The sequence below is a fragment of the Comamonas sp. Z1 genome, assembly GCF_008121555.1.
GTDB classification, from domain to species: Bacteria; Pseudomonadota; Gammaproteobacteria; order Burkholderiales; family Burkholderiaceae_C; genus Comamonas; species Comamonas thiooxydans.
Map to the genome: position 1 here is coordinate 122,942 of NZ_VOQT01000013.1, position 14,868 is coordinate 137,809.

The following is a 14,868-nucleotide window of genomic DNA, read 5'->3' on the forward strand; positions in this document are numbered from 1 at the left end:
ATTCTGTTTAAACAATACAAATTGAGAGGGCCGATTAATGATGGATTCCATCGAGGTCATCACTTCAGAACGAATACCAGAGTTGTTCCGTAACCCACTGGGTATCGGTGACTTTGGCAAGCTCGTCCGAGATCCTGAGATCGATGTCAAGCTGGACAAGCTACTGGGGAGCAATCCCTCAGCCGGTCTTGCACGGAGCATTCGTGGAGTGGTGATGTGTTTAGAAGACGCAGACCCGAAAGCCATTTCGGAGAAGCCGTCTAAGTGGTCGAGATTCACTGGGCTGGCCCAGACAAAGCGTGTGCGCTTTGAGGTGGCCAAGATCAACATGGATCAACTGCTCAATGCAGCGACCAAGGAAGCCGCGCTGGTGCGCGATGTCATCGATGTGATTGAGTCTCTGTGCTCTACCTATGGAGCCGAGGCCCAAATCATCAGCAATCACATTGAAGCGGGTCAGAAATATCTGGCTCAAACGCCAGATAGCCAGGGTGGTGCATTGGCTTTTGACCAGGAAACGAGCCGAGAGCGCTTTTCTCGCCGGTTGATCAACCTTCAGGCCATGCAGGTTTCCCACGCACAAACAGGCCAGCAGCTGCAGCTGCTCAAGTACCAGTTGATCGATGTGCTGGATCGGTTTGACGAAACCGCTCAGGTGCTGGTGCCGCTGTGGCGTCAGAACATGCTGGGCCTGGGCGTGCAAAACCACGTTACGGGCGAGCAGCTGGCCATGGCTATCCAAGCTCATGAAAACCTGCGCAAGAGCTTCGCAGACAACCTCAAATCCATTTCGGTCACTCAGTAACAGGGAAAAGAATCATGAACACGATTGCGACAAAGACACCTACAGCTGCATATCCCGTTGAAGTCCATGAGCTGAGCGACAAGCAACTGAAAGTCATGGGACTGGGTAATGGCGATCTGGAGCACATCGCGCAGCTGGTGCAAGACATCGATCCGATGAATCCGGGAACGGTCAACACATTCGGTCGCAGAGCGGGGGAACAGACAACGGCCTATGCCGACGAACTGTTGAGCCAGGTTCGGAACGGCGAAGTGGGGCAAATGGGCGAGCAGCTTGTTGAAGTCGTAGGCATTGCCCAGAAGACCAACATGAACGTGCTGTCAGGACGGCGTTCTAGTCTCCCGGTGATCGGGCCATGGATCGACAAGCTCAAGATGCGCGGAATGCGCCTGCAGAACCAGTTCGAAACATCCAAGGAGCAGATCGACAAGGTGATCACCGAAGTTCAAACGACAGTGGCGGGGCTGAGCAAACGCAATGAAACACTGGAAGTGATGTTCGACAACGTTCGCAAAGAATATTACGAGCTGAGCGTGCACATCGTAGCTGGCCGCGTTGCATTGGCGCGCGTGAATCAGCTGATCGAGCAGCGCCAGCAAACTGCGACCAACCCTGCGGAGTTGCAGGAGTTGTCCGATATGCAGGCCTTTGCCAGCAATCTGGACTTGCGTATCGGCAACCTCGAAGCGCTTCAGCAATCGTCCCTGCAGATGCTCCCCCAGATTCGTGTGATCCAGTCCACGAACTTCGTCCTGGTGGACAAGTTCAACACCATCACTACGCTGACGATCCCAATTTGGAAGCGGCAGTTTGTGCTGGCCATGGGCCTGAACGAATCGAAAAACGCCGCAGAGCTGACTGTGGCCATCGATGATTTCACGAACAGCATGCTCACACGCGGTGCAGATCTGCTGCACAAGAACGCGGTGGCCACAGCTAAGTCAAATCAGCGCTTGCCTATCGATGTCAAGACTCTGCAGTACGTGCAGGACATGCTGGTGAAGACCGCAAACGATGTGAGCCAGATCCAGCTGGAAGGCAAGAGGGAGCGCGAGCGGTCGAGTATGCAGATCGAGCACATGTGTGCGCAGATGAAAAAGCAAATCTCGACCAATAGTCAGAATCTGGGCATCTCTCGCGCAAGCGCAGCCACAGGAGCCTAAATCATGAGCGAGACACGTACCAAAAATTGGGGCGCTAAAGCGGATGAGAAGCCCGTGCTTGAAACGAGCTGGATTGAAGAGGTATCGGGCACATTGTCCCAACGTGCCAATCGCCTCAAGCGCGTTTGGCAAATAGCGGTCATTGTGGTCTTCGTAGCGGCAGCAGTTGCTGCTGTCCTGGCTTGGTTGGGAATGGGGCATGAACCACTGCAGAGCCTCAACAGTCCCGATATTCCGAAGGCGCTGGCAAAAGCCTTGGAGGCTAGTGGTCCCGCAGAGCCTAGCGGGGCGTTGGATGGCATTCGAACCGGGATGAACTCTTTCTCCACCTTTGTCAGTCTGAGCAATCTGGTCAAGGCATTAGCAATACTGTCGGCGGCTGTTCTTGGGTTAACCGGAATAATGTATGGACAATATGCACGCGTGATCTTTGGGTTGGTGATGATCCCTGCATCCTTTGTTTTCGAGAATGTCATCGAAGGGATTGCTCCTCAACACGCAGGACTCGAAAGCAGCTTGTTTTCATCAAGCTCCGAGCGAGCAGAGCACCGCCAGTCCAAGAGCGATGCAAGACAAAAGCAGATCGAGGAGGCCATCAGCTTTGGCCTGCCTGCACGCGTCACCGAGTTGATAGGCAATGCATCTGCTGATGCCCAAGAGTACGGGCCATATCTTGTTGCGCAGGCACAGCTTAAACAGAAGGATTCTGAGATCAACTGGGATGCCTACCGTGCCAACCTGGATTTGGCACTGGAAAGGGCATCGAATGCAACGCCCGAGCTGCAGTACTCCGCAGGCGTGCTAGCCATGATGGAGAACAAGGCATGGGGTATGAGCCGAAGTCTTCGCTCCTTCAATCATGAGCAGCAGGAAGCTGAGGCCAAAAGCAGACTCAACCTATGGGCGAATTTGGCTCTGGCTGTATGTGGGCTGGTGGCACTGCTGTCCGGTTTGGTGTTTGCTCTTGAGCAATACATGCGCAAGAACCTAAAGACGATTTACAGGCTGTCTGGCGTGTCAGCCAATACCTGAAATCGCTTTGAAGCTTGGCCCAGTTTCATGGGCCTTTTTTTCGGGAAGGGCAGGGGGATGACAAAGGATGAAATGACCGGAGATCTGTTCCCAGAGATCGTCCCCTTGCCAGTGGAAAAAGCCAAGGCCAAACGCGCGTCTCGCCGCGTGCTGATGCATGTGTCGGACGCTGGAACCAGCGAGTCTGGTCAGTACATCGCAGTCATGTCATGTCGGCGCTGCGGCATCTCTACAGGCTGGCTGAGCTTCGACAGCGTGACGGACGTGAAGCGCGGCATAGCCTGCGTGGATTGCAACGGAGCAACAAAGTAGATGGTTCGACTTCTGGGATTGTGGGTCTGCGCTATGGCGTGGCATCTGTTCAGGCTCATCACCTTGCGGCCAGTGTTCGCGCTTATGGCCGACTCGGTAGTGACCGTGAGTTCCTTCAGTCTGGTGTTCTTTGTAGCTGGCTGGAGCAGGCTGTACATGTCCAGTAGCGCGGACTGGCCAAGCATGCTCATCAATCTGGTGCTGTTCTACCTGTGCATTGTGATCTGTCTTGAGCGACGGACGCGCAGCTCCAGCTTGGTTTGCGCGGCCCTGGGCTTTAGCGCCGCCGTTGATGTCCTGATGCTAGGTCTTTACGCCTCCGACGCTATCTCCGGCCTGAATCCGGGTGCGCGGCTGATGGTCTTGAAAGTCCTTGGCATAGGCGTGCTGCGCCAGCAATTCCTGCGGTGTCCGCCTGAAGTTCAAGCGAATGGATATCGACGGAGCAATGCACGCTGAGAGCAACTGACACGCTGCGCTGGCGTTGAATGGTCAGGTTAGGACAGCCGAGATGTGTCACGATGTCAACTTGTTACAAAATGCATCTGAAGCTTTAAATGTTTCGCATGCGAAAACCTAAGAGATTAAAAAAAGAGGAAGTATGTTGAAGAAGAAGTGGGCGATTCTCTGGGTCGTGCGCTATGCACCCATTGAGTTGGTCTTGGGCCTCACGCTGTTTCTGGCAGGCAGCTTTGGGTTGCACTCTTGCGTTGAAGCAAGCAAGGCAGATCTGCCCTTTGAATCCGTGGTGACAGCATTCGGCATCTGGCCGTGGCTTCTCACGTTGCTGGTCGGCCTGGGGGCCATCCTGTATGCATGGAACATCGGCACTGGAGTGAAAATGCTCCATGACAGGTTAGAAAGGGTCACAGCCAAATGAGCATTTATCGACTGAATGGTGTGCATGGAGAGATTGTCACAACCGCGTTGCCCAGTGGCGACATGGCGGTGTCCAGCCCCAGCAATGGACCACTGGAGCAGATCGTATTTGATGTGTGCCGGTGGGACGGTAAGCGCAACCCGAGCTACGAAGGCTGGATAGTGCCCCACTCCAAGGTGGGAAAGATCAAAGCCCAGCTGGCTGAGAAATGCACACTGATCCGCGCATGAGCGATATCCAGGGCGCGCCAGTTCGATTGCCTGTCCTGACGCTACCGCTCAAAGGAGAATATTTCGAGGCCATCCGGGACGGTTCGAAGCACGAGGAATACCGGCTGGCCAAGCCCTACTGGTCAAAGCGTCTGGAGGGCCGCTCCTACGCTCAAATCGTGCTGACCCTGGGCTACCCCGCCGCAGACGACCATGAGAGCCGCCTGGTGCTTCCTTGGCGTGGGTACACACGGAAAACTATCACGCACCCTCATTTCGGGCCAGATCCGGTCGATGTCTATGCCATAGATGTGAGTGCGAGATCGCAATCCGCACAACAGAGCTAGTTCAACCAGGCCCGACAACCTGCGCCATCAAAACCCAACTACACAGAAAGTCCTCAATGGAAAACAAGCAACCGAAGATTGTTCAGATCGCGCCTGCTGGAGACTGGTGCTTTGAATACCGGCCAAACCCCAATGAAACTGGGAAGACATCGATCCCGGTAGTGCTCTGGGCGCTATATGACGATGGCAGCGTGAAAGGGCTTAGAGGTCCACAGGTTCAAGATGGTCTGACGGTAGACTTGAAGCCTATCGAGGCAACAAACACCACGGGACGCTTTGTGCCCAAGGCTTGACCAGAAGGGGTTGGCTCTTCGCGCTAAACCGCGCCAGCTCAAAAGAAAAAGCCCGCTTGGCATGCCAGCGGGCTTTTGTATTGGCGCGACAGGTAGATCTAAGGGTGCGGCTTCGGACCTAGGGCGTTAGCTGTAGTAGCGCGTCTCTTCAGCTTGGCTCCACAACAACTGACAGTTAGTCCTGTCATCACGAGAGACTACCGGAGTAGGGACGTAGCGAGAGGGATAACGCCTGCGCCATTCTGTCTGCAGCGATGTCAGCAACTCGCCTGCATGCTGGCTGTCTGCGTAGCAGGAGTCGCGGTTGGCGTTTTCGCGCCAGAGGTTGAATTGCGTGACCAAATCGTTATCGTCAATTTCCATAGCAGCTCATTTCGTTGTGGTGGTGTCGCACAAAGCTATATCGTCAAAGCAGCACAAAGCTGAAATCAGTGGTGAACCATGTTGGGAAGATCTCGGCCCAATCGACCGCCTACTTTGTCAGGGAAGAAGAGTTCGTCGTGCTGGATGGTTCGCATAGCGGGGTTAACTATGCATCTGGCGACAGCGCACAGATCACTTGTGTGGAGCATGAAGGTCACGCAGTCCTTGCGATCAGGATGTTGGCTAGGGGAAAGATCTGGCCTACCCGGTGGCGCTGTCCAGGCCTCAAAGACGTGCGCCACCATCGGGGAATATTGCAGCATGGCATGGCGTAGTCCTGGCACATCCTCCAGGCGGCGAATGACTGTGGGGTAGAGGCGATCAAGCAGACCGTTATCGAAATGCATGCCTATGAGCGTATTGGGAAATCCACCTTTGGAGGTGTAGACCTGCTCGACTTGTTCATACAGGAACTTGTATGCAATGTTGAAAGGGTCATTGCCCAGCATCTTGGCGCGCATGGCCTCGGTCAGTACAGAGCGGCCAGAGTTCTTGGCCTTTGCTTTTCCCATGGAGTTCTTTCAGGAAGTGAGTACGCTTCTAGTCTCCAGGTAGTTCAGAAAATGCAACCCTCTCCAGTAGGCTTAGGATGGGCAGGCTCAGCCTCGGGGCGCAAAAAAACCTGCACTTGGCAGGCTTCTTGAATCGGCGCTGGATTGCGCAGTCCTGAGACGCGGTGCTGAGTTCAAGCGCCTCTCGGTAGGTCACACAAAGTCGATCTATTTCTTGTTCTATCGAGCTGTGCGCCGCGCGCGAGAAACGCCGTTGATGACTTCAGCAAGTGTGAAATCTACAGTATCGCCATCCTTCAGATGTGCAAACTTTGCCGTCATAGCATCGCTCACGTCCTGTCCATACATGCGACGTAATTTGGCAGCATGGATGAAGCCAATCAAAGTTGGTGAGCCGAAATACGCGAAGAAGGAACCGATGATGATTGCGGAATAACGGATGGTACTGGTGGACTCGAAGAACACATCAGCTGCTGCGGTTCCGTAGAACAAGCCAACAGTGAAAATGAAGAGGAGAGGCCAGAGCGAACTGCATGTGTGCAGTCCAAAGAGACGATAGGCGTGAAATTTTGCTTTGAAGTTCATAGCGGTTCCCTCATATTCCTTGATGTGTTGTTCGATTCTTGCTTAATGGTTGTCACAACGTGGCGTCAGCCAACCAGTTGAAATCCACTTTAAGGGTGCCTCATAAATTGCAACCCTGACCAGGACATGAAAGTAGGCAGCGACAGCGATAGCGTAAAAAAACCTGCCATGGGCAGGTCGTTCGGGAAGGGAGCACCTGGTTCTAGGCACGAGCAGTAGGGCGCTCACTCTTACGCATGCTCCTGAAAATGTCATAACCGAATAGCAACAGCATCAAAACGATTGTTCCGTACATAGTGACCGAAGACTGCCAGGGCAAGCCATCGCTCTCAACATAGACCAGTCCGCCAATTTGTTCTTTCGGGATGATCCTGACCTCACCAACGCTCGACGGAGAGTCGATCCGATAGTCCCCAGTCAGGATATCTCGGCTCATGCGGCCCTCAAAGACTTGGCCGCTCTTATCGATAAGCTTGGCCTGCTCGTGGACCTGCAGCCGCGCTGCGAGGTTGAGGCCGGTGTAGAAGACGAAGAGGGCGAGAGCAAAAGTAAGAAGGGAACGCATGGATCTATCAGGGGGCACGTTTTCTGGGCTTGGAGTCTGTGCGCAGTTTTTTTGCTGCGTCCATGGCCTGATTGGCGGCTTCGGCCTCTGTAGGAGTCATTAACTTGTCACCAGGGCGTAGAAACCAGCCTTTGATACATGAAAGATCGTGGACAGCAAGCTGGAGGTGTGTGTCATCGAAGATCGCGCTTGACGGATCAACTTGCTTGCCTTGTTCAAACGCACCCCGAGACGCTTGAAATGGTGCAGTGTTGACAATCTGCAGTGAGGCTATTTCAAGCTCCCTCATCTGTTGCTGTGTCAACTGTGTTGAACCATTCACATTCAGGCCCAGCGATTGAGAAAGCTTCGCAGCAAGGGCAATCGCCTCGGTATTGGCATGGTTGCGCAAGGCATGAACCATCTTGCACGCTTCACGGTCGAAGGCTCGATGCAGGTTTTCAGTATCTCCCTCAAAGGATGGCTCATTCTTAGGAGGTGCTTTTCCATCGGCTTTGTAGCCCTTGACCATGAGGTCCGCCGCTTGAGAAAAATTCTCAATACCGCTTTGCGTGGTCAGATCAAACAGGCGATCAATCTCAATAATTGCACCAACGACAGCTGGCGTAGCTATGGGGCGCTTCGTGAGCTTATGTTGAGGTCGTGTACTGGATGCTGTGGCGAGTTTTAACGCGCGGGCAGAGTCGCCTTCAAAAAAATAAAAGCCGTTATAGAGCCAATCAAACTTATTGGAAGAAGGCAGTGGCTTCAGAAGACCGGCGACCAGACCATCCCTCGTCGTAATGTCGCACCCGTGGTATGCGATGAGGATCTGACCCATCAGCGTTTGGGCTTGGAAGTCTTGTGGGCGTGAGACAGAGCAAAGCCGCCGACACTGCGCATGAAGTGCAGTGCCTCTTGGCCCGTCAACTTGGGCACAACAAAACCCAGGTGGCTGTTCACGGATGCTTTGCGCGCGGCAGCCATTTTCTTCTCGAAACTGCGCGCGACGACATCAGCTTTGTGAGCCTTTTCAGTGGATTGAACCACAACGCTACCGCCAGCGCGGCTTGTGCCCGCTTTCGTTTTGGTGGAAGTGTGTGCTTTTGCCATGCTCATAGTTTGCCACATACGAGAAAAAAGGACAGGTGTTGGTCAATTCTGAATGGCTCGGGCCAGCCTACATTGCGTGTTGCGGCTCTCATGCGGCCAGCGCCAGCAGAGCGCGAACGCGGTCCAGCTCTTCTGGGGTGTGGATCGAACCACCGGCATTGATTCTCAGGTAGTGGTTGAGCAGATCTGCGCGCGAATTGAATTCGTAGATGCAGAACTGAAGCGTGAAGCGACGTGGGTCAAAGGGAGTGCCCTTGAGATCCTGGGCTTTGTATTTACCGAACAATGTGAACTCACCAGACATAAATTTACGGCAAGCGGTCAGGCGTTGCAGGCCGTCGATGCACTGGAATTCGTTGTCGTTGATGTCGCCAGCCGTGGTGGACTCGCGTGTCCAGCCGGGGCAGTTGAACATGATCCGGTTGGGAGCGGTCTTGCGAAAAATCGCCTCCACATAGGCAATCTGCTGAGCCTGGGTCCAGACATGGCCACGCTGAAAGTCCGGCTCCAGCTCAAAGCAGCCGGTAGGCGTATCTGTGCAGTCTCGCTCAATGGTGGCCAAGGTCTTTTCAATCGAAGCGATGGCGCAGTCCATGGTGTATGCCGCATCAGGCAGAGGATGGATGAGGGCATACATCTCCTGGTGCTCGGGGGGCAGGTTGGCGACAAAGCAGTTTTGGGCGGTGGTCATATGGCACTCGTGTTCACGGCGTTTTGATTGAGCTTACGCGGGGTTGCCAAAATGCAAGTTCGCCGGGAGTGGCGAAGAGGCCAGAAGATCTCCATACCCACCAATGGTGCAGGTCGAGTGAATTTGATCTGCCGCCACCAAAGAAAAACAAAGGGCCATTGCGGCCCATTTGTGCATCGAACGTGCGGCCTAGACTTCCCCGCCTTCCAGAGCAGTGATCGCGCGTCTTAGTTGTTCTATGGCCTTCTGCTTTGCTTCAGCTTGCATTGCAGATATCGAATCTTGGTATTTGACCCAGACAGTCACATCCACTTCTGTGCCGCGACCGTCAATTTCTTCGTGGAGACTCACATTGACTGCCAGTTGTCCACGATAGGGTTCCTTGAAAATCGTGATTTCCATTGCCGTTCCTTCAAGTTGTGCTCATGTAAATAGGATTACCTCACAGAATGTTGCGCTAGGGAAGCGTCATACCCTCTGCCTCACTGGCAGTGATTTCACGTCCAGCTCAGGCAGAATACTAGCTTGAAAGGCATGTGTGACGTGACCGTGCAGCTTCCCTGGCCTGAGGGGTAGGCAAAAATCTTGTCGTCATCTGTATTTGATCTGATATTTATATAAAAATGAATGAAGATAAGTTAAATAAATTCCTAGATATTGGCTTGAAAATATATCGTGTAATCAAACCGAGCTTTCATAATAAAGTTACATGGGTTTTGATTTTCTTTGGCATTTCGCTCATGTCCTCTAGTTTGCTAGAGGACTTTGTTAATCACGTACTGAAAAAACAGTTTGACTTTACTGTCACCGGCGAGAAAGACGTTTTCTGGGGATTCATGCTATGTCTCATAGCACTGATCTACAACATCATCCTGAACATCATCGGTGCCTACAACGAGAAGGCAAACAGGCAAGAAAGGAAGGAGCAACAAGATCTGCTTTTGGAGCATGATAGAAAGCTCTACCAGAAATTGGAGCCGGGATTAAAAGAGCAATACTTGCACAATATTATTGTAAATACTGCTACTGATCACGCAATCTATTGGAATCAAGTTACTACCCTGGAAGCATTCGTAAATGCTAACAAAGAGGCTGGCAACAAATTTTTATCACCAGAAATTTCAAGTGCGACAAAAAAATTAGTAGAGGATATTGACAACTACTTAAGATTTCAGAACGAACATTTTGACGCATACCCGTATCATCAGAGAGAGCAAAACTTCAGGCTCTGTTTGGCACCTCAATGGAACGTTGATCGAGCTGGGCGGTGGGAGGATGGTGACAAATATGATCCTCTGGCAAACGAAATGCTAAGGTTGCTGAGGACTATGGGAAGTGCTTACGCAGCTTGGCGCGCAGCAGTGAAAAGGGTACTCTTCATCTAGATTTGAAGTCGGGCTAAGCTCAAAGCTACCGCAGCGATTGAACATCCGAAACCGGCGATGAGCAGGCGATCAAGAGTGAGACTATTTTGACATTTGAATAAGAACGAGTTGATGTAATCTCTAAGGCTCATCCCCGGAAGGGGCCTTCAAGAGCAATAGCAGAGACATGAAATCCTTAATCATCGCCTTAGGGGCCGCAGCATTACTTTCTGCATGTGCATCGCAGCCCCGATATGCTTACGTCAAAGAGGGTGCATCGGCCCATGCTACGCAGTCCGCACTGGCCAAGTGTGAGTATCAGATCAAGGTTCAAAAGACTCCAATTAGTGAGCAAGCAGGACTTAAAAGGCTTTGCATGGAAGGTGAAGGCTACCGCTACAAGCGAGTGGGTTGAACCCATCAAAAAAGCGCCCCTAGGGGCGCTTTTTACTTCTCATCGTCAATGAGGATTATGAATTCACAAGCGGATCTTTTAGGCTAATCAAGTCCTCTAGGTGCGGCGTGACATTGGCATCAAGGTATGCATGCATCTTTCTGCTCAGATGATGCTCGCCAGGAAGATCAATGTCCTTCTGAGACGCCACTCACGAAGCACTCCAATCAACACCATGCTGACATGATGTCCGTCTTCCATGAATTGCTTAAGGAAAGACATAAGCCTTTCCCGGCCTTCATCGGAATGCATGTCCAAGCCTCCGGGGATGTCGTGCAGCCTATGAGCAATAACATTCCGACTTTCGAGGAAGCGATCCAGTTGCTCACCGAAATCCGGGAGCAGATCAACCCGCTGACGCAGCACATTGAGAAGCTGTCCCAGAGTAGCTTTCGAATGCTGCCTAAGGAGGGCTAGAAGCTGTTCCTCTGTCTGCAGAGGCTCACCGTGAAATGGGAACCTCAGGCATGTTTGCAGCAGCTGCTCCACGCCTTGTCCAGCTATTACCGCGACACCTAGCGTCTTCAGAACCTCATCCTGTACAGGTTTGTAGCCTGATTGCAATTCGTCTTTCATTTGACTTGAACTTTCTCCAGAGTACCTGGCCACACTGTATCGACGGAGTGCTGCCATTCGCAAACGCAAGAATCAGGCTGTCGATGCCCCGCATCGGGGCTTGGCGATCAGCTTGAGCGCCATGCTAGGCACCCGAGCAGCCATTGCTGTCAGAGCACGAAATCTCTCGGAATGCTTTAACTACGTATCGGCCAAAATTTTGAATCGCACCGGGTTTGGTGGAGGCTAGTTTGTTGAAGTGCAGGCGCTAGCCTGCACGGTATTGGCAACTTGCCGCCAGTAGTTTGCCTCAGCTTCCGCTGGCGGTATATGCCCTATGGACTCCAGCAATCTGCCGTGGTTGAACCAGTGCACCCATTGCAGTGTTGCCAGCTCCAGTGATTCCCGTGTTTTCCACGGCCCTCGCTTATAGATAACCTCTGTTTTGTAAAGACCATTGATGGTTTCGGCCAAGGCGTTGTCATAGGAATCGCCGGTACTGCCCACCGAAGGCATCAGGCCAGCTTCCTCCAAACGCTCTGTGTAGCAAATAGACACATACTGGCTCCCCCTATCGGAGTGGTGAATCAGTTTCGTATCGCTTGAAGGTTGTCTGGCATACAGCGCCTGCTCCAGCGCATCCACCACAAAGTCCGTACGCATGTGGCTGCTGACCCGCCAGCCCACTATGCGGCGGGCATAGACATCAATCACAAAGGCCACAAACATTTGCCCTTGCCATGTTGATATATAGGTGAAGTCTGCAACCCAAAGCTGGTCAGGGCGCTGGGCTGTGAACTGGCGGTTGACCAGGTCTAGCGGGCTTGGCCGTGCCACATCTGGGCGTGTCGTACGTACCTTCTTGCCTCGCCTTGCACCTTCAAGGCCCAGCTTGCGCATCAGGCGTTGCACTGTGCAGCGGGCAATCGGCAAACCCTCTCGGTGCATCTGCTTCCAGACTTTGACGATGCCATACACCTGCCAATTGGCATGCCACACCCGTTGAATATGACTGCAACGTTCTTCATCTGATTGGCTGCGCTTGCAGCGCAGCCAAGGGCAGTTTCTTTGTTGAACCCTGCGCCTGTAGCCCGATGGGGCAATTTGCAGCAACCTGCAAATTGGCTCGACCCCATAGGTATCACGATACTGGTCTACAAAGTCAATTAACTCTTGATGCGACGGTCCAGCTCCGCCTGCGCAAAAAAAGCGCTCGCAGCCTTGAGGATGTCATTGGCTCGGCGCAGTTCCTTGTTCTCTCGCTCCAGTTGCTTGAGCCGCTCACGTTCATCCGTGGTCAATCCTGGGCGTTGGCCTGCATCTATTTCTTTGCGCTGCACCCATCCATGCAAGGTGCTGACAGAGCAGCCAATCTTGGGGGCTATCGATTCACATGCGCCCCACAGCGATGCGTAATCCGCTTGGCATTCCTGCACCAAACGTACGGCACGTTCACGTACCTCAGGGCTAAAACGAGCAGCTTTAGTGTTCATGACTCAATCCTCTCAGGAGTTGAGCCTCCACGGAAGCCGGTGCGATTCAGCACCGACAAGACGCGCATGAACCAGGCGGGCGTGCTTGTCGATCCCTTCGAATAAAGCTGGCAACTCGGCGTCAGAGGCCCCAAGAGTCTTGGGATGGCCAGTGAGTCCGCGCACGTAGGTGTCGAGAGCATCGAGCACTGCATCACGAGCGCCGTTGACGAACTGATCTTGGGATATGACCTGGGTGGTTTTGATGGTGGTGATGGGCATGCCTATGCCGTTTTGAGTGGATGACTGTTTCAACCTACGAGCTTTCTCAAAAATGCAAGTCTGCTGAACCTGGATGCGGGAGGCCGGTGGGAGTGCAACACATGCCTTAGAACCTCAAGGCGGGTGGCTTGAGAGCTTGGCCATATGAGGCAGGTCAGCGCGCGTGCTTGCAGACGATACGAGAGAGGTCGATGGCAGCAGCCACGAAGAAGAGAGCGGGGAGGGTGTACATGCCGAGGGTGCATGCGGTGGACCAGATTTCACCCTGGAAAAAGCTCACGGAGTCAGTGGCATTTGCTTCACCACCGGAGGGAATCATAAGAAGGGGTGGTTCAGCCAGGTAGCCAAAGAGAAAGTAGGCCAGAACAGCCAACAGCAGATTGGTCCACCAGGGCCAGCTGGCGATGGCCAACGGCACAGCGACGATGAGAGGCTTGTTGGTGTTGGACATGGGCACCTATTGACGGTCTGTTGAGGTATCCAGACTCTAGGAGCGCCGCCATTGCAACCTTCACTGCTGATTTGCCCAAACTGGACAAGTCCGCATTCCTAGTTGGCGAAGTGCCAGCAGTAGATTTTTGGCAGATCAACAAGGGGATGGTGATGATGCAGCTCACGGCCAAAAATCTTCATGAATTGCTCACCGAATTGCGCACTATGGACTACCAGGTGCGTTCAAAGGTTGACTTCGGACAGCTGCCGACCTTTGGGGGTGAATGTCCCAAGTACACAGGCAAGGTGTGGAGCTGGGACGAGTCGCAGATCCTGATCGGGTCAGGCGTGGGCAGTGGTGATTTCGCAGGAGATCTGACTATCGTGTCTAGAGCAGAGTTTGAAGGGCATTGAACTATGCAGAGCACTTCTAATTATCGCGGTCGTACATTCCGTGCGCTTCGATTGGCGAGCACATCACTCGTGAGAGGCTTTCTTGCTTGGCAGGCGCGGTCTAAGGCGTTGTGGAAACAGCCAGCGATAGCTTGGCCACGGCGGCTGGACTATCTGGAGCTGGCCGAGCTGGTGTGCCACCGTGGTGGTGTTGTGAACTACAAAGCTCTGATGGTGATGGAGGCCGTGATTGTGGAGAGCGCTCTACGAGGCTCTGAAACCATGAGCGAGCAAGATTGCGCGGCTGTGCTTTCAGACCAAATTCTGCATAGGGCGCTCAAGCGGCATGTCGGCCGACAGGCTGTACGGTCGATACATTTCATGCTCCAGCGGGTGCGCTTTGATACCGAGTGTCGGTACTCATATTCCGGTGTGAGCTTTGAGCTGCAGAAACTCTCAAGGCGTGATCAGACCTGAATGGTTTCAACGCTTGCCATCTTTGCCCGCTATTGCGGGTTTTTTTGTGTTTAAACGACCTTGCCCATCTGAGCATGCTATCTACTTGGCCTGAGTAGGTCTAATGCCTTAGCACTGAGGCTTGAGCATGCACTTGAGCTATTAAAGTAGTGGTATTGGGGTAAAAGCGATGGATACAAAATACCCGCAGAGCGTGTCATGCGGGTTTTTTACGTTGAGCTGACGAGGTAGGATGGATAACTCTAGGCAGAGGCTCGCTTCACTTCATGCCATTTTGGCTTTTTAGGAAACTCACCTGGACCTAATTTTTCGTTGTAACTACCGTTACATCCGCAACGCTCACACACCCCAGAAACATCAACTCCATCGTAAACTTCAACTCTATTTGTTACTTCCCATTTATGGCCACGCAGCCAGCACCAGAATAGAGGTGTATTCAATAATTTCATGTAATTATCCATTGAGGCAGAAAATGATGCGCAGATTATTACTGTGATAAAAGTAGAGGCTGAGGAGTTGCCTGCTGATTA

The 14,868-nt window shown here is 52.8% G+C and carries 25 protein-coding genes and 1 other annotated feature; of the genes, 12 read left to right on the plus strand and 13 right to left on the minus strand.

The window, feature by feature from the left end:
- Positions 1-37: 37 nt before the first annotated feature.
- The 9 genes from FSY45_RS20310 to FSY45_RS20350 all read left to right on the plus strand — a co-directional run bounded on the left by FSY45_RS20310 (position 38) and on the right by FSY45_RS20350 (position 5,041).
- Complete coding sequence (locus tag FSY45_RS20310; RefSeq protein WP_131667154.1) at positions 38-805, plus strand: hypothetical protein; 768 nt, start codon at positions 38-40, stop codon at positions 803-805.
- 14 nt (positions 806-819) lie between these two features.
- Positions 820-1,968: a toxic anion resistance protein gene (locus FSY45_RS20315; RefSeq protein ID WP_148748331.1), complete on the plus strand. Its 1,149-nt coding sequence runs from the start codon at positions 820-822 to the stop codon at positions 1,966-1,968.
- 3 nt (positions 1,969-1,971) lie between these two features.
- Positions 1,972-3,000, plus strand: coding sequence for a hypothetical protein (locus FSY45_RS20320; RefSeq protein ID WP_148748332.1), 1,029 nt, complete (start codon positions 1,972-1,974; stop codon positions 2,998-3,000).
- A gap of 57 nt (positions 3,001-3,057) precedes the next feature.
- Positions 3,058-3,312 (plus strand): hypothetical protein, encoded by a 255-nt coding sequence (locus FSY45_RS20325; RefSeq protein WP_131667153.1) that lies wholly within the window; start codon positions 3,058-3,060, stop codon positions 3,310-3,312.
- The gene (locus tag FSY45_RS20330) at positions 3,313-3,771 is read left to right on the plus strand and encodes a hypothetical protein (RefSeq protein ID WP_148748333.1); all 459 of its coding nucleotides are present in this window, start codon (positions 3,313-3,315) and stop codon (positions 3,769-3,771) included.
- Between the two features lie 142 nt (positions 3,772-3,913).
- On the plus strand, positions 3,914-4,192 hold the full coding sequence (locus tag FSY45_RS20335; protein WP_046462378.1) for a hypothetical protein: 279 nt from the start codon (positions 3,914-3,916) through the stop codon (positions 4,190-4,192).
- Positions 4,189-4,422, plus strand: coding sequence for a hypothetical protein (locus tag FSY45_RS20340; RefSeq protein ID WP_034367511.1), 234 nt, complete (start codon positions 4,189-4,191; stop codon positions 4,420-4,422). Before FSY45_RS20335 ends, FSY45_RS20340 begins: the two co-directional genes overlap by 4 nt.
- Positions 4,419-4,748 (plus strand): ASCH domain-containing protein, encoded by a 330-nt coding sequence (locus FSY45_RS20345; RefSeq protein ID WP_370512842.1) that lies wholly within the window; start codon positions 4,419-4,421, stop codon positions 4,746-4,748. The genes FSY45_RS20340 and FSY45_RS20345 overlap by 4 nt, the downstream gene beginning before the upstream one ends.
- A gap of 56 nt (positions 4,749-4,804) precedes the next feature.
- The gene (locus FSY45_RS20350; RefSeq protein WP_131667151.1) at positions 4,805-5,041 is read left to right on the plus strand and encodes a hypothetical protein; all 237 of its coding nucleotides are present in this window, start codon (positions 4,805-4,807) and stop codon (positions 5,039-5,041) included.
- Positions 5,042-5,167: 126 nt separating this feature from the next.
- Here FSY45_RS20350 and FSY45_RS20355 read toward each other — a convergent pair whose 3' ends face one another.
- The 8 genes from FSY45_RS20355 to FSY45_RS20390 all read right to left on the minus strand — a co-directional run bounded on the left by FSY45_RS20355 (position 5,168) and on the right by FSY45_RS20390 (position 9,311).
- Complete coding sequence (locus FSY45_RS20355) at positions 5,168-5,404, minus strand: hypothetical protein (protein WP_148748334.1); 237 nt, start codon at positions 5,402-5,404, stop codon at positions 5,168-5,170.
- A gap of 65 nt (positions 5,405-5,469) precedes the next feature.
- On the minus strand, positions 5,470-5,976 hold the full coding sequence (locus FSY45_RS20360) for a hypothetical protein (RefSeq protein WP_148748335.1): 507 nt from the start codon (positions 5,974-5,976) through the stop codon (positions 5,470-5,472).
- 219 nt (positions 5,977-6,195) lie between these two features.
- A complete protein-coding gene (locus FSY45_RS20365; protein ID WP_148748336.1) occupies positions 6,196-6,561 on the minus strand; it encodes a hypothetical protein in 366 nt (121 codons plus the stop codon).
- A gap of 202 nt (positions 6,562-6,763) precedes the next feature.
- A complete protein-coding gene (locus FSY45_RS20370; protein ID WP_148748337.1) occupies positions 6,764-7,126 on the minus strand; it encodes a hypothetical protein in 363 nt (120 codons plus the stop codon).
- Positions 7,127-7,133: 7 nt separating this feature from the next.
- The gene (locus tag FSY45_RS20375; RefSeq protein WP_148748338.1) at positions 7,134-7,946 is read right to left on the minus strand and encodes a hypothetical protein; all 813 of its coding nucleotides are present in this window, start codon (positions 7,944-7,946) and stop codon (positions 7,134-7,136) included.
- The gene (locus FSY45_RS20380; RefSeq protein WP_148748339.1) at positions 7,946-8,218 is read right to left on the minus strand and encodes a hypothetical protein; all 273 of its coding nucleotides are present in this window, start codon (positions 8,216-8,218) and stop codon (positions 7,946-7,948) included. The genes FSY45_RS20375 and FSY45_RS20380 overlap by 1 nt, the downstream gene beginning before the upstream one ends.
- A gap of 88 nt (positions 8,219-8,306) precedes the next feature.
- Positions 8,307-8,909, minus strand: coding sequence for a DUF262 domain-containing protein (locus FSY45_RS20385; protein ID WP_148748340.1), 603 nt, complete (start codon positions 8,907-8,909; stop codon positions 8,307-8,309).
- A 189-nt stretch (positions 8,910-9,098) separates the two neighbouring features.
- A complete protein-coding gene (locus FSY45_RS20390) occupies positions 9,099-9,311 on the minus strand; it encodes a hypothetical protein (RefSeq protein ID WP_148748341.1) in 213 nt (70 codons plus the stop codon).
- 221 nt (positions 9,312-9,532) lie between these two features.
- Here FSY45_RS20390 and FSY45_RS20395 point away from each other — a divergent pair, with 221 nt between their 5' ends.
- Positions 9,533-10,294, plus strand: a complete 762-nt coding sequence (locus FSY45_RS20395) for a hypothetical protein (protein ID WP_148748342.1) — start codon at positions 9,533-9,535, stop codon at positions 10,292-10,294.
- 166 nt (positions 10,295-10,460) lie between these two features.
- Entirely contained in the window at positions 10,461-10,688 is a 228-nt protein-coding gene (locus tag FSY45_RS20400; protein WP_131367716.1) for a hypothetical protein, read from the plus strand.
- Positions 10,689-10,832: 144 nt separating this feature from the next.
- On the opposite strand, the gene FSY45_RS20405 is transcribed toward FSY45_RS20400, so the two are convergent.
- The 4 genes from FSY45_RS20405 to FSY45_RS20420 form a co-directional block, all read right to left on the minus strand.
- Positions 10,833-11,303, minus strand: a complete 471-nt coding sequence (locus FSY45_RS20405; protein ID WP_222864876.1) for a hypothetical protein — start codon at positions 11,301-11,303, stop codon at positions 10,833-10,835.
- Between the two features lie 225 nt (positions 11,304-11,528).
- A protein-coding gene (locus tag FSY45_RS20410; protein WP_148748343.1) for an IS3 family transposase occupies positions 11,529-12,775 on the minus strand; the annotation gives its coding sequence in 2 pieces (ribosomal slippage) (positions 11,529-12,493 and positions 12,493-12,775; 1,248 coding nt in all).
- Positions 12,378-12,494: a sequence feature (AL1L pseudoknot), on the minus strand. Its footprint overlaps the gene before it by 117 nt.
- A 12-nt stretch (positions 12,776-12,787) precedes the next feature.
- The gene (locus FSY45_RS20415) at positions 12,788-13,036 is read right to left on the minus strand and encodes a hypothetical protein (protein ID WP_148748344.1); all 249 of its coding nucleotides are present in this window, start codon (positions 13,034-13,036) and stop codon (positions 12,788-12,790) included.
- Between the two features lie 154 nt (positions 13,037-13,190).
- Complete coding sequence (locus FSY45_RS20420; protein WP_148748345.1) at positions 13,191-13,487, minus strand: hypothetical protein; 297 nt, start codon at positions 13,485-13,487, stop codon at positions 13,191-13,193.
- A 71-nt stretch (positions 13,488-13,558) separates the two neighbouring features.
- Here FSY45_RS20420 and FSY45_RS20425 point away from each other — a divergent pair, with 71 nt between their 5' ends.
- Positions 13,559-13,882 carry a hypothetical protein gene (locus tag FSY45_RS20425; RefSeq protein ID WP_034395672.1) on the plus strand — a complete coding sequence of 108 codons (324 nt, stop codon included), beginning with the start codon at positions 13,559-13,561 and terminating at the stop codon, positions 13,880-13,882.
- A gap of 698 nt (positions 13,883-14,580) precedes the next feature.
- Here the strand turns inward: FSY45_RS20425 and FSY45_RS20430 are convergent.
- Positions 14,581-14,787, minus strand: coding sequence for a hypothetical protein (locus FSY45_RS20430; protein WP_131367714.1), 207 nt, complete (start codon positions 14,785-14,787; stop codon positions 14,581-14,583).
- Positions 14,788-14,868: the final 81 nt, after the last annotated feature.

Coding starts and splice junctions, on each gene's coding strand:
- FSY45_RS20310 (WP_131667154.1), top strand. CDS start 38: ATGATGGATTCCATCGAGGTCATCACTTCAGAACGAATACCAGAGTTG.
- FSY45_RS20315 (WP_148748331.1), top strand. CDS start 820: ATGAACACGATTGCGACAAAGACACCTACAGCTGCATATCCCGTTGAA.
- FSY45_RS20320 (WP_148748332.1), top strand. CDS start 1,972: ATGAGCGAGACACGTACCAAAAATTGGGGCGCTAAAGCGGATGAGAAG.
- FSY45_RS20325 (WP_131667153.1), top strand. CDS start 3,058: ATGACAAAGGATGAAATGACCGGAGATCTGTTCCCAGAGATCGTCCCC.
- FSY45_RS20330 (WP_148748333.1), top strand. CDS start 3,313: ATGGTTCGACTTCTGGGATTGTGGGTCTGCGCTATGGCGTGGCATCTG.
- FSY45_RS20335 (WP_046462378.1), top strand. CDS start 3,914: ATGTTGAAGAAGAAGTGGGCGATTCTCTGGGTCGTGCGCTATGCACCC.
- FSY45_RS20340 (WP_034367511.1), top strand. CDS start 4,189: ATGAGCATTTATCGACTGAATGGTGTGCATGGAGAGATTGTCACAACC.
- FSY45_RS20345 (WP_370512842.1), top strand. CDS start 4,419: ATGAGCGATATCCAGGGCGCGCCAGTTCGATTGCCTGTCCTGACGCTA.
- FSY45_RS20350 (WP_131667151.1), top strand. CDS start 4,805: ATGGAAAACAAGCAACCGAAGATTGTTCAGATCGCGCCTGCTGGAGAC.
- FSY45_RS20355 (WP_148748334.1), bottom strand. CDS start 5,404: ATGGAAATTGACGATAACGATTTGGTCACGCAATTCAACCTCTGGCGC.
- FSY45_RS20360 (WP_148748335.1), bottom strand. CDS start 5,976: ATGGGAAAAGCAAAGGCCAAGAACTCTGGCCGCTCTGTACTGACCGAG.
- FSY45_RS20365 (WP_148748336.1), bottom strand. CDS start 6,561: ATGAACTTCAAAGCAAAATTTCACGCCTATCGTCTCTTTGGACTGCAC.
- FSY45_RS20370 (WP_148748337.1), bottom strand. CDS start 7,126: ATGCGTTCCCTTCTTACTTTTGCTCTCGCCCTCTTCGTCTTCTACACC.
- FSY45_RS20375 (WP_148748338.1), bottom strand. CDS start 7,946: ATGGGTCAGATCCTCATCGCATACCACGGGTGCGACATTACGACGAGG.
- FSY45_RS20380 (WP_148748339.1), bottom strand. CDS start 8,218: ATGGCAAAAGCACACACTTCCACCAAAACGAAAGCGGGCACAAGCCGC.
- FSY45_RS20385 (WP_148748340.1), bottom strand. CDS start 8,909: ATGACCACCGCCCAAAACTGCTTTGTCGCCAACCTGCCCCCCGAGCAC.
- FSY45_RS20390 (WP_148748341.1), bottom strand. CDS start 9,311: ATGGAAATCACGATTTTCAAGGAACCCTATCGTGGACAACTGGCAGTC.
- FSY45_RS20395 (WP_148748342.1), top strand. CDS start 9,533: ATGAATGAAGATAAGTTAAATAAATTCCTAGATATTGGCTTGAAAATA.
- FSY45_RS20400 (WP_131367716.1), top strand. CDS start 10,461: ATGAAATCCTTAATCATCGCCTTAGGGGCCGCAGCATTACTTTCTGCA.
- FSY45_RS20405 (WP_222864876.1), bottom strand. CDS start 11,303: ATGAAAGACGAATTGCAATCAGGCTACAAACCTGTACAGGATGAGGTT.
- FSY45_RS20415 (WP_148748344.1), bottom strand. CDS start 13,036: ATGCCCATCACCACCATCAAAACCACCCAGGTCATATCCCAAGATCAG.
- FSY45_RS20420 (WP_148748345.1), bottom strand. CDS start 13,487: ATGTCCAACACCAACAAGCCTCTCATCGTCGCTGTGCCGTTGGCCATC.
- FSY45_RS20430 (WP_131367714.1), bottom strand. CDS start 14,787: ATGAAATTATTGAATACACCTCTATTCTGGTGCTGGCTGCGTGGCCAT.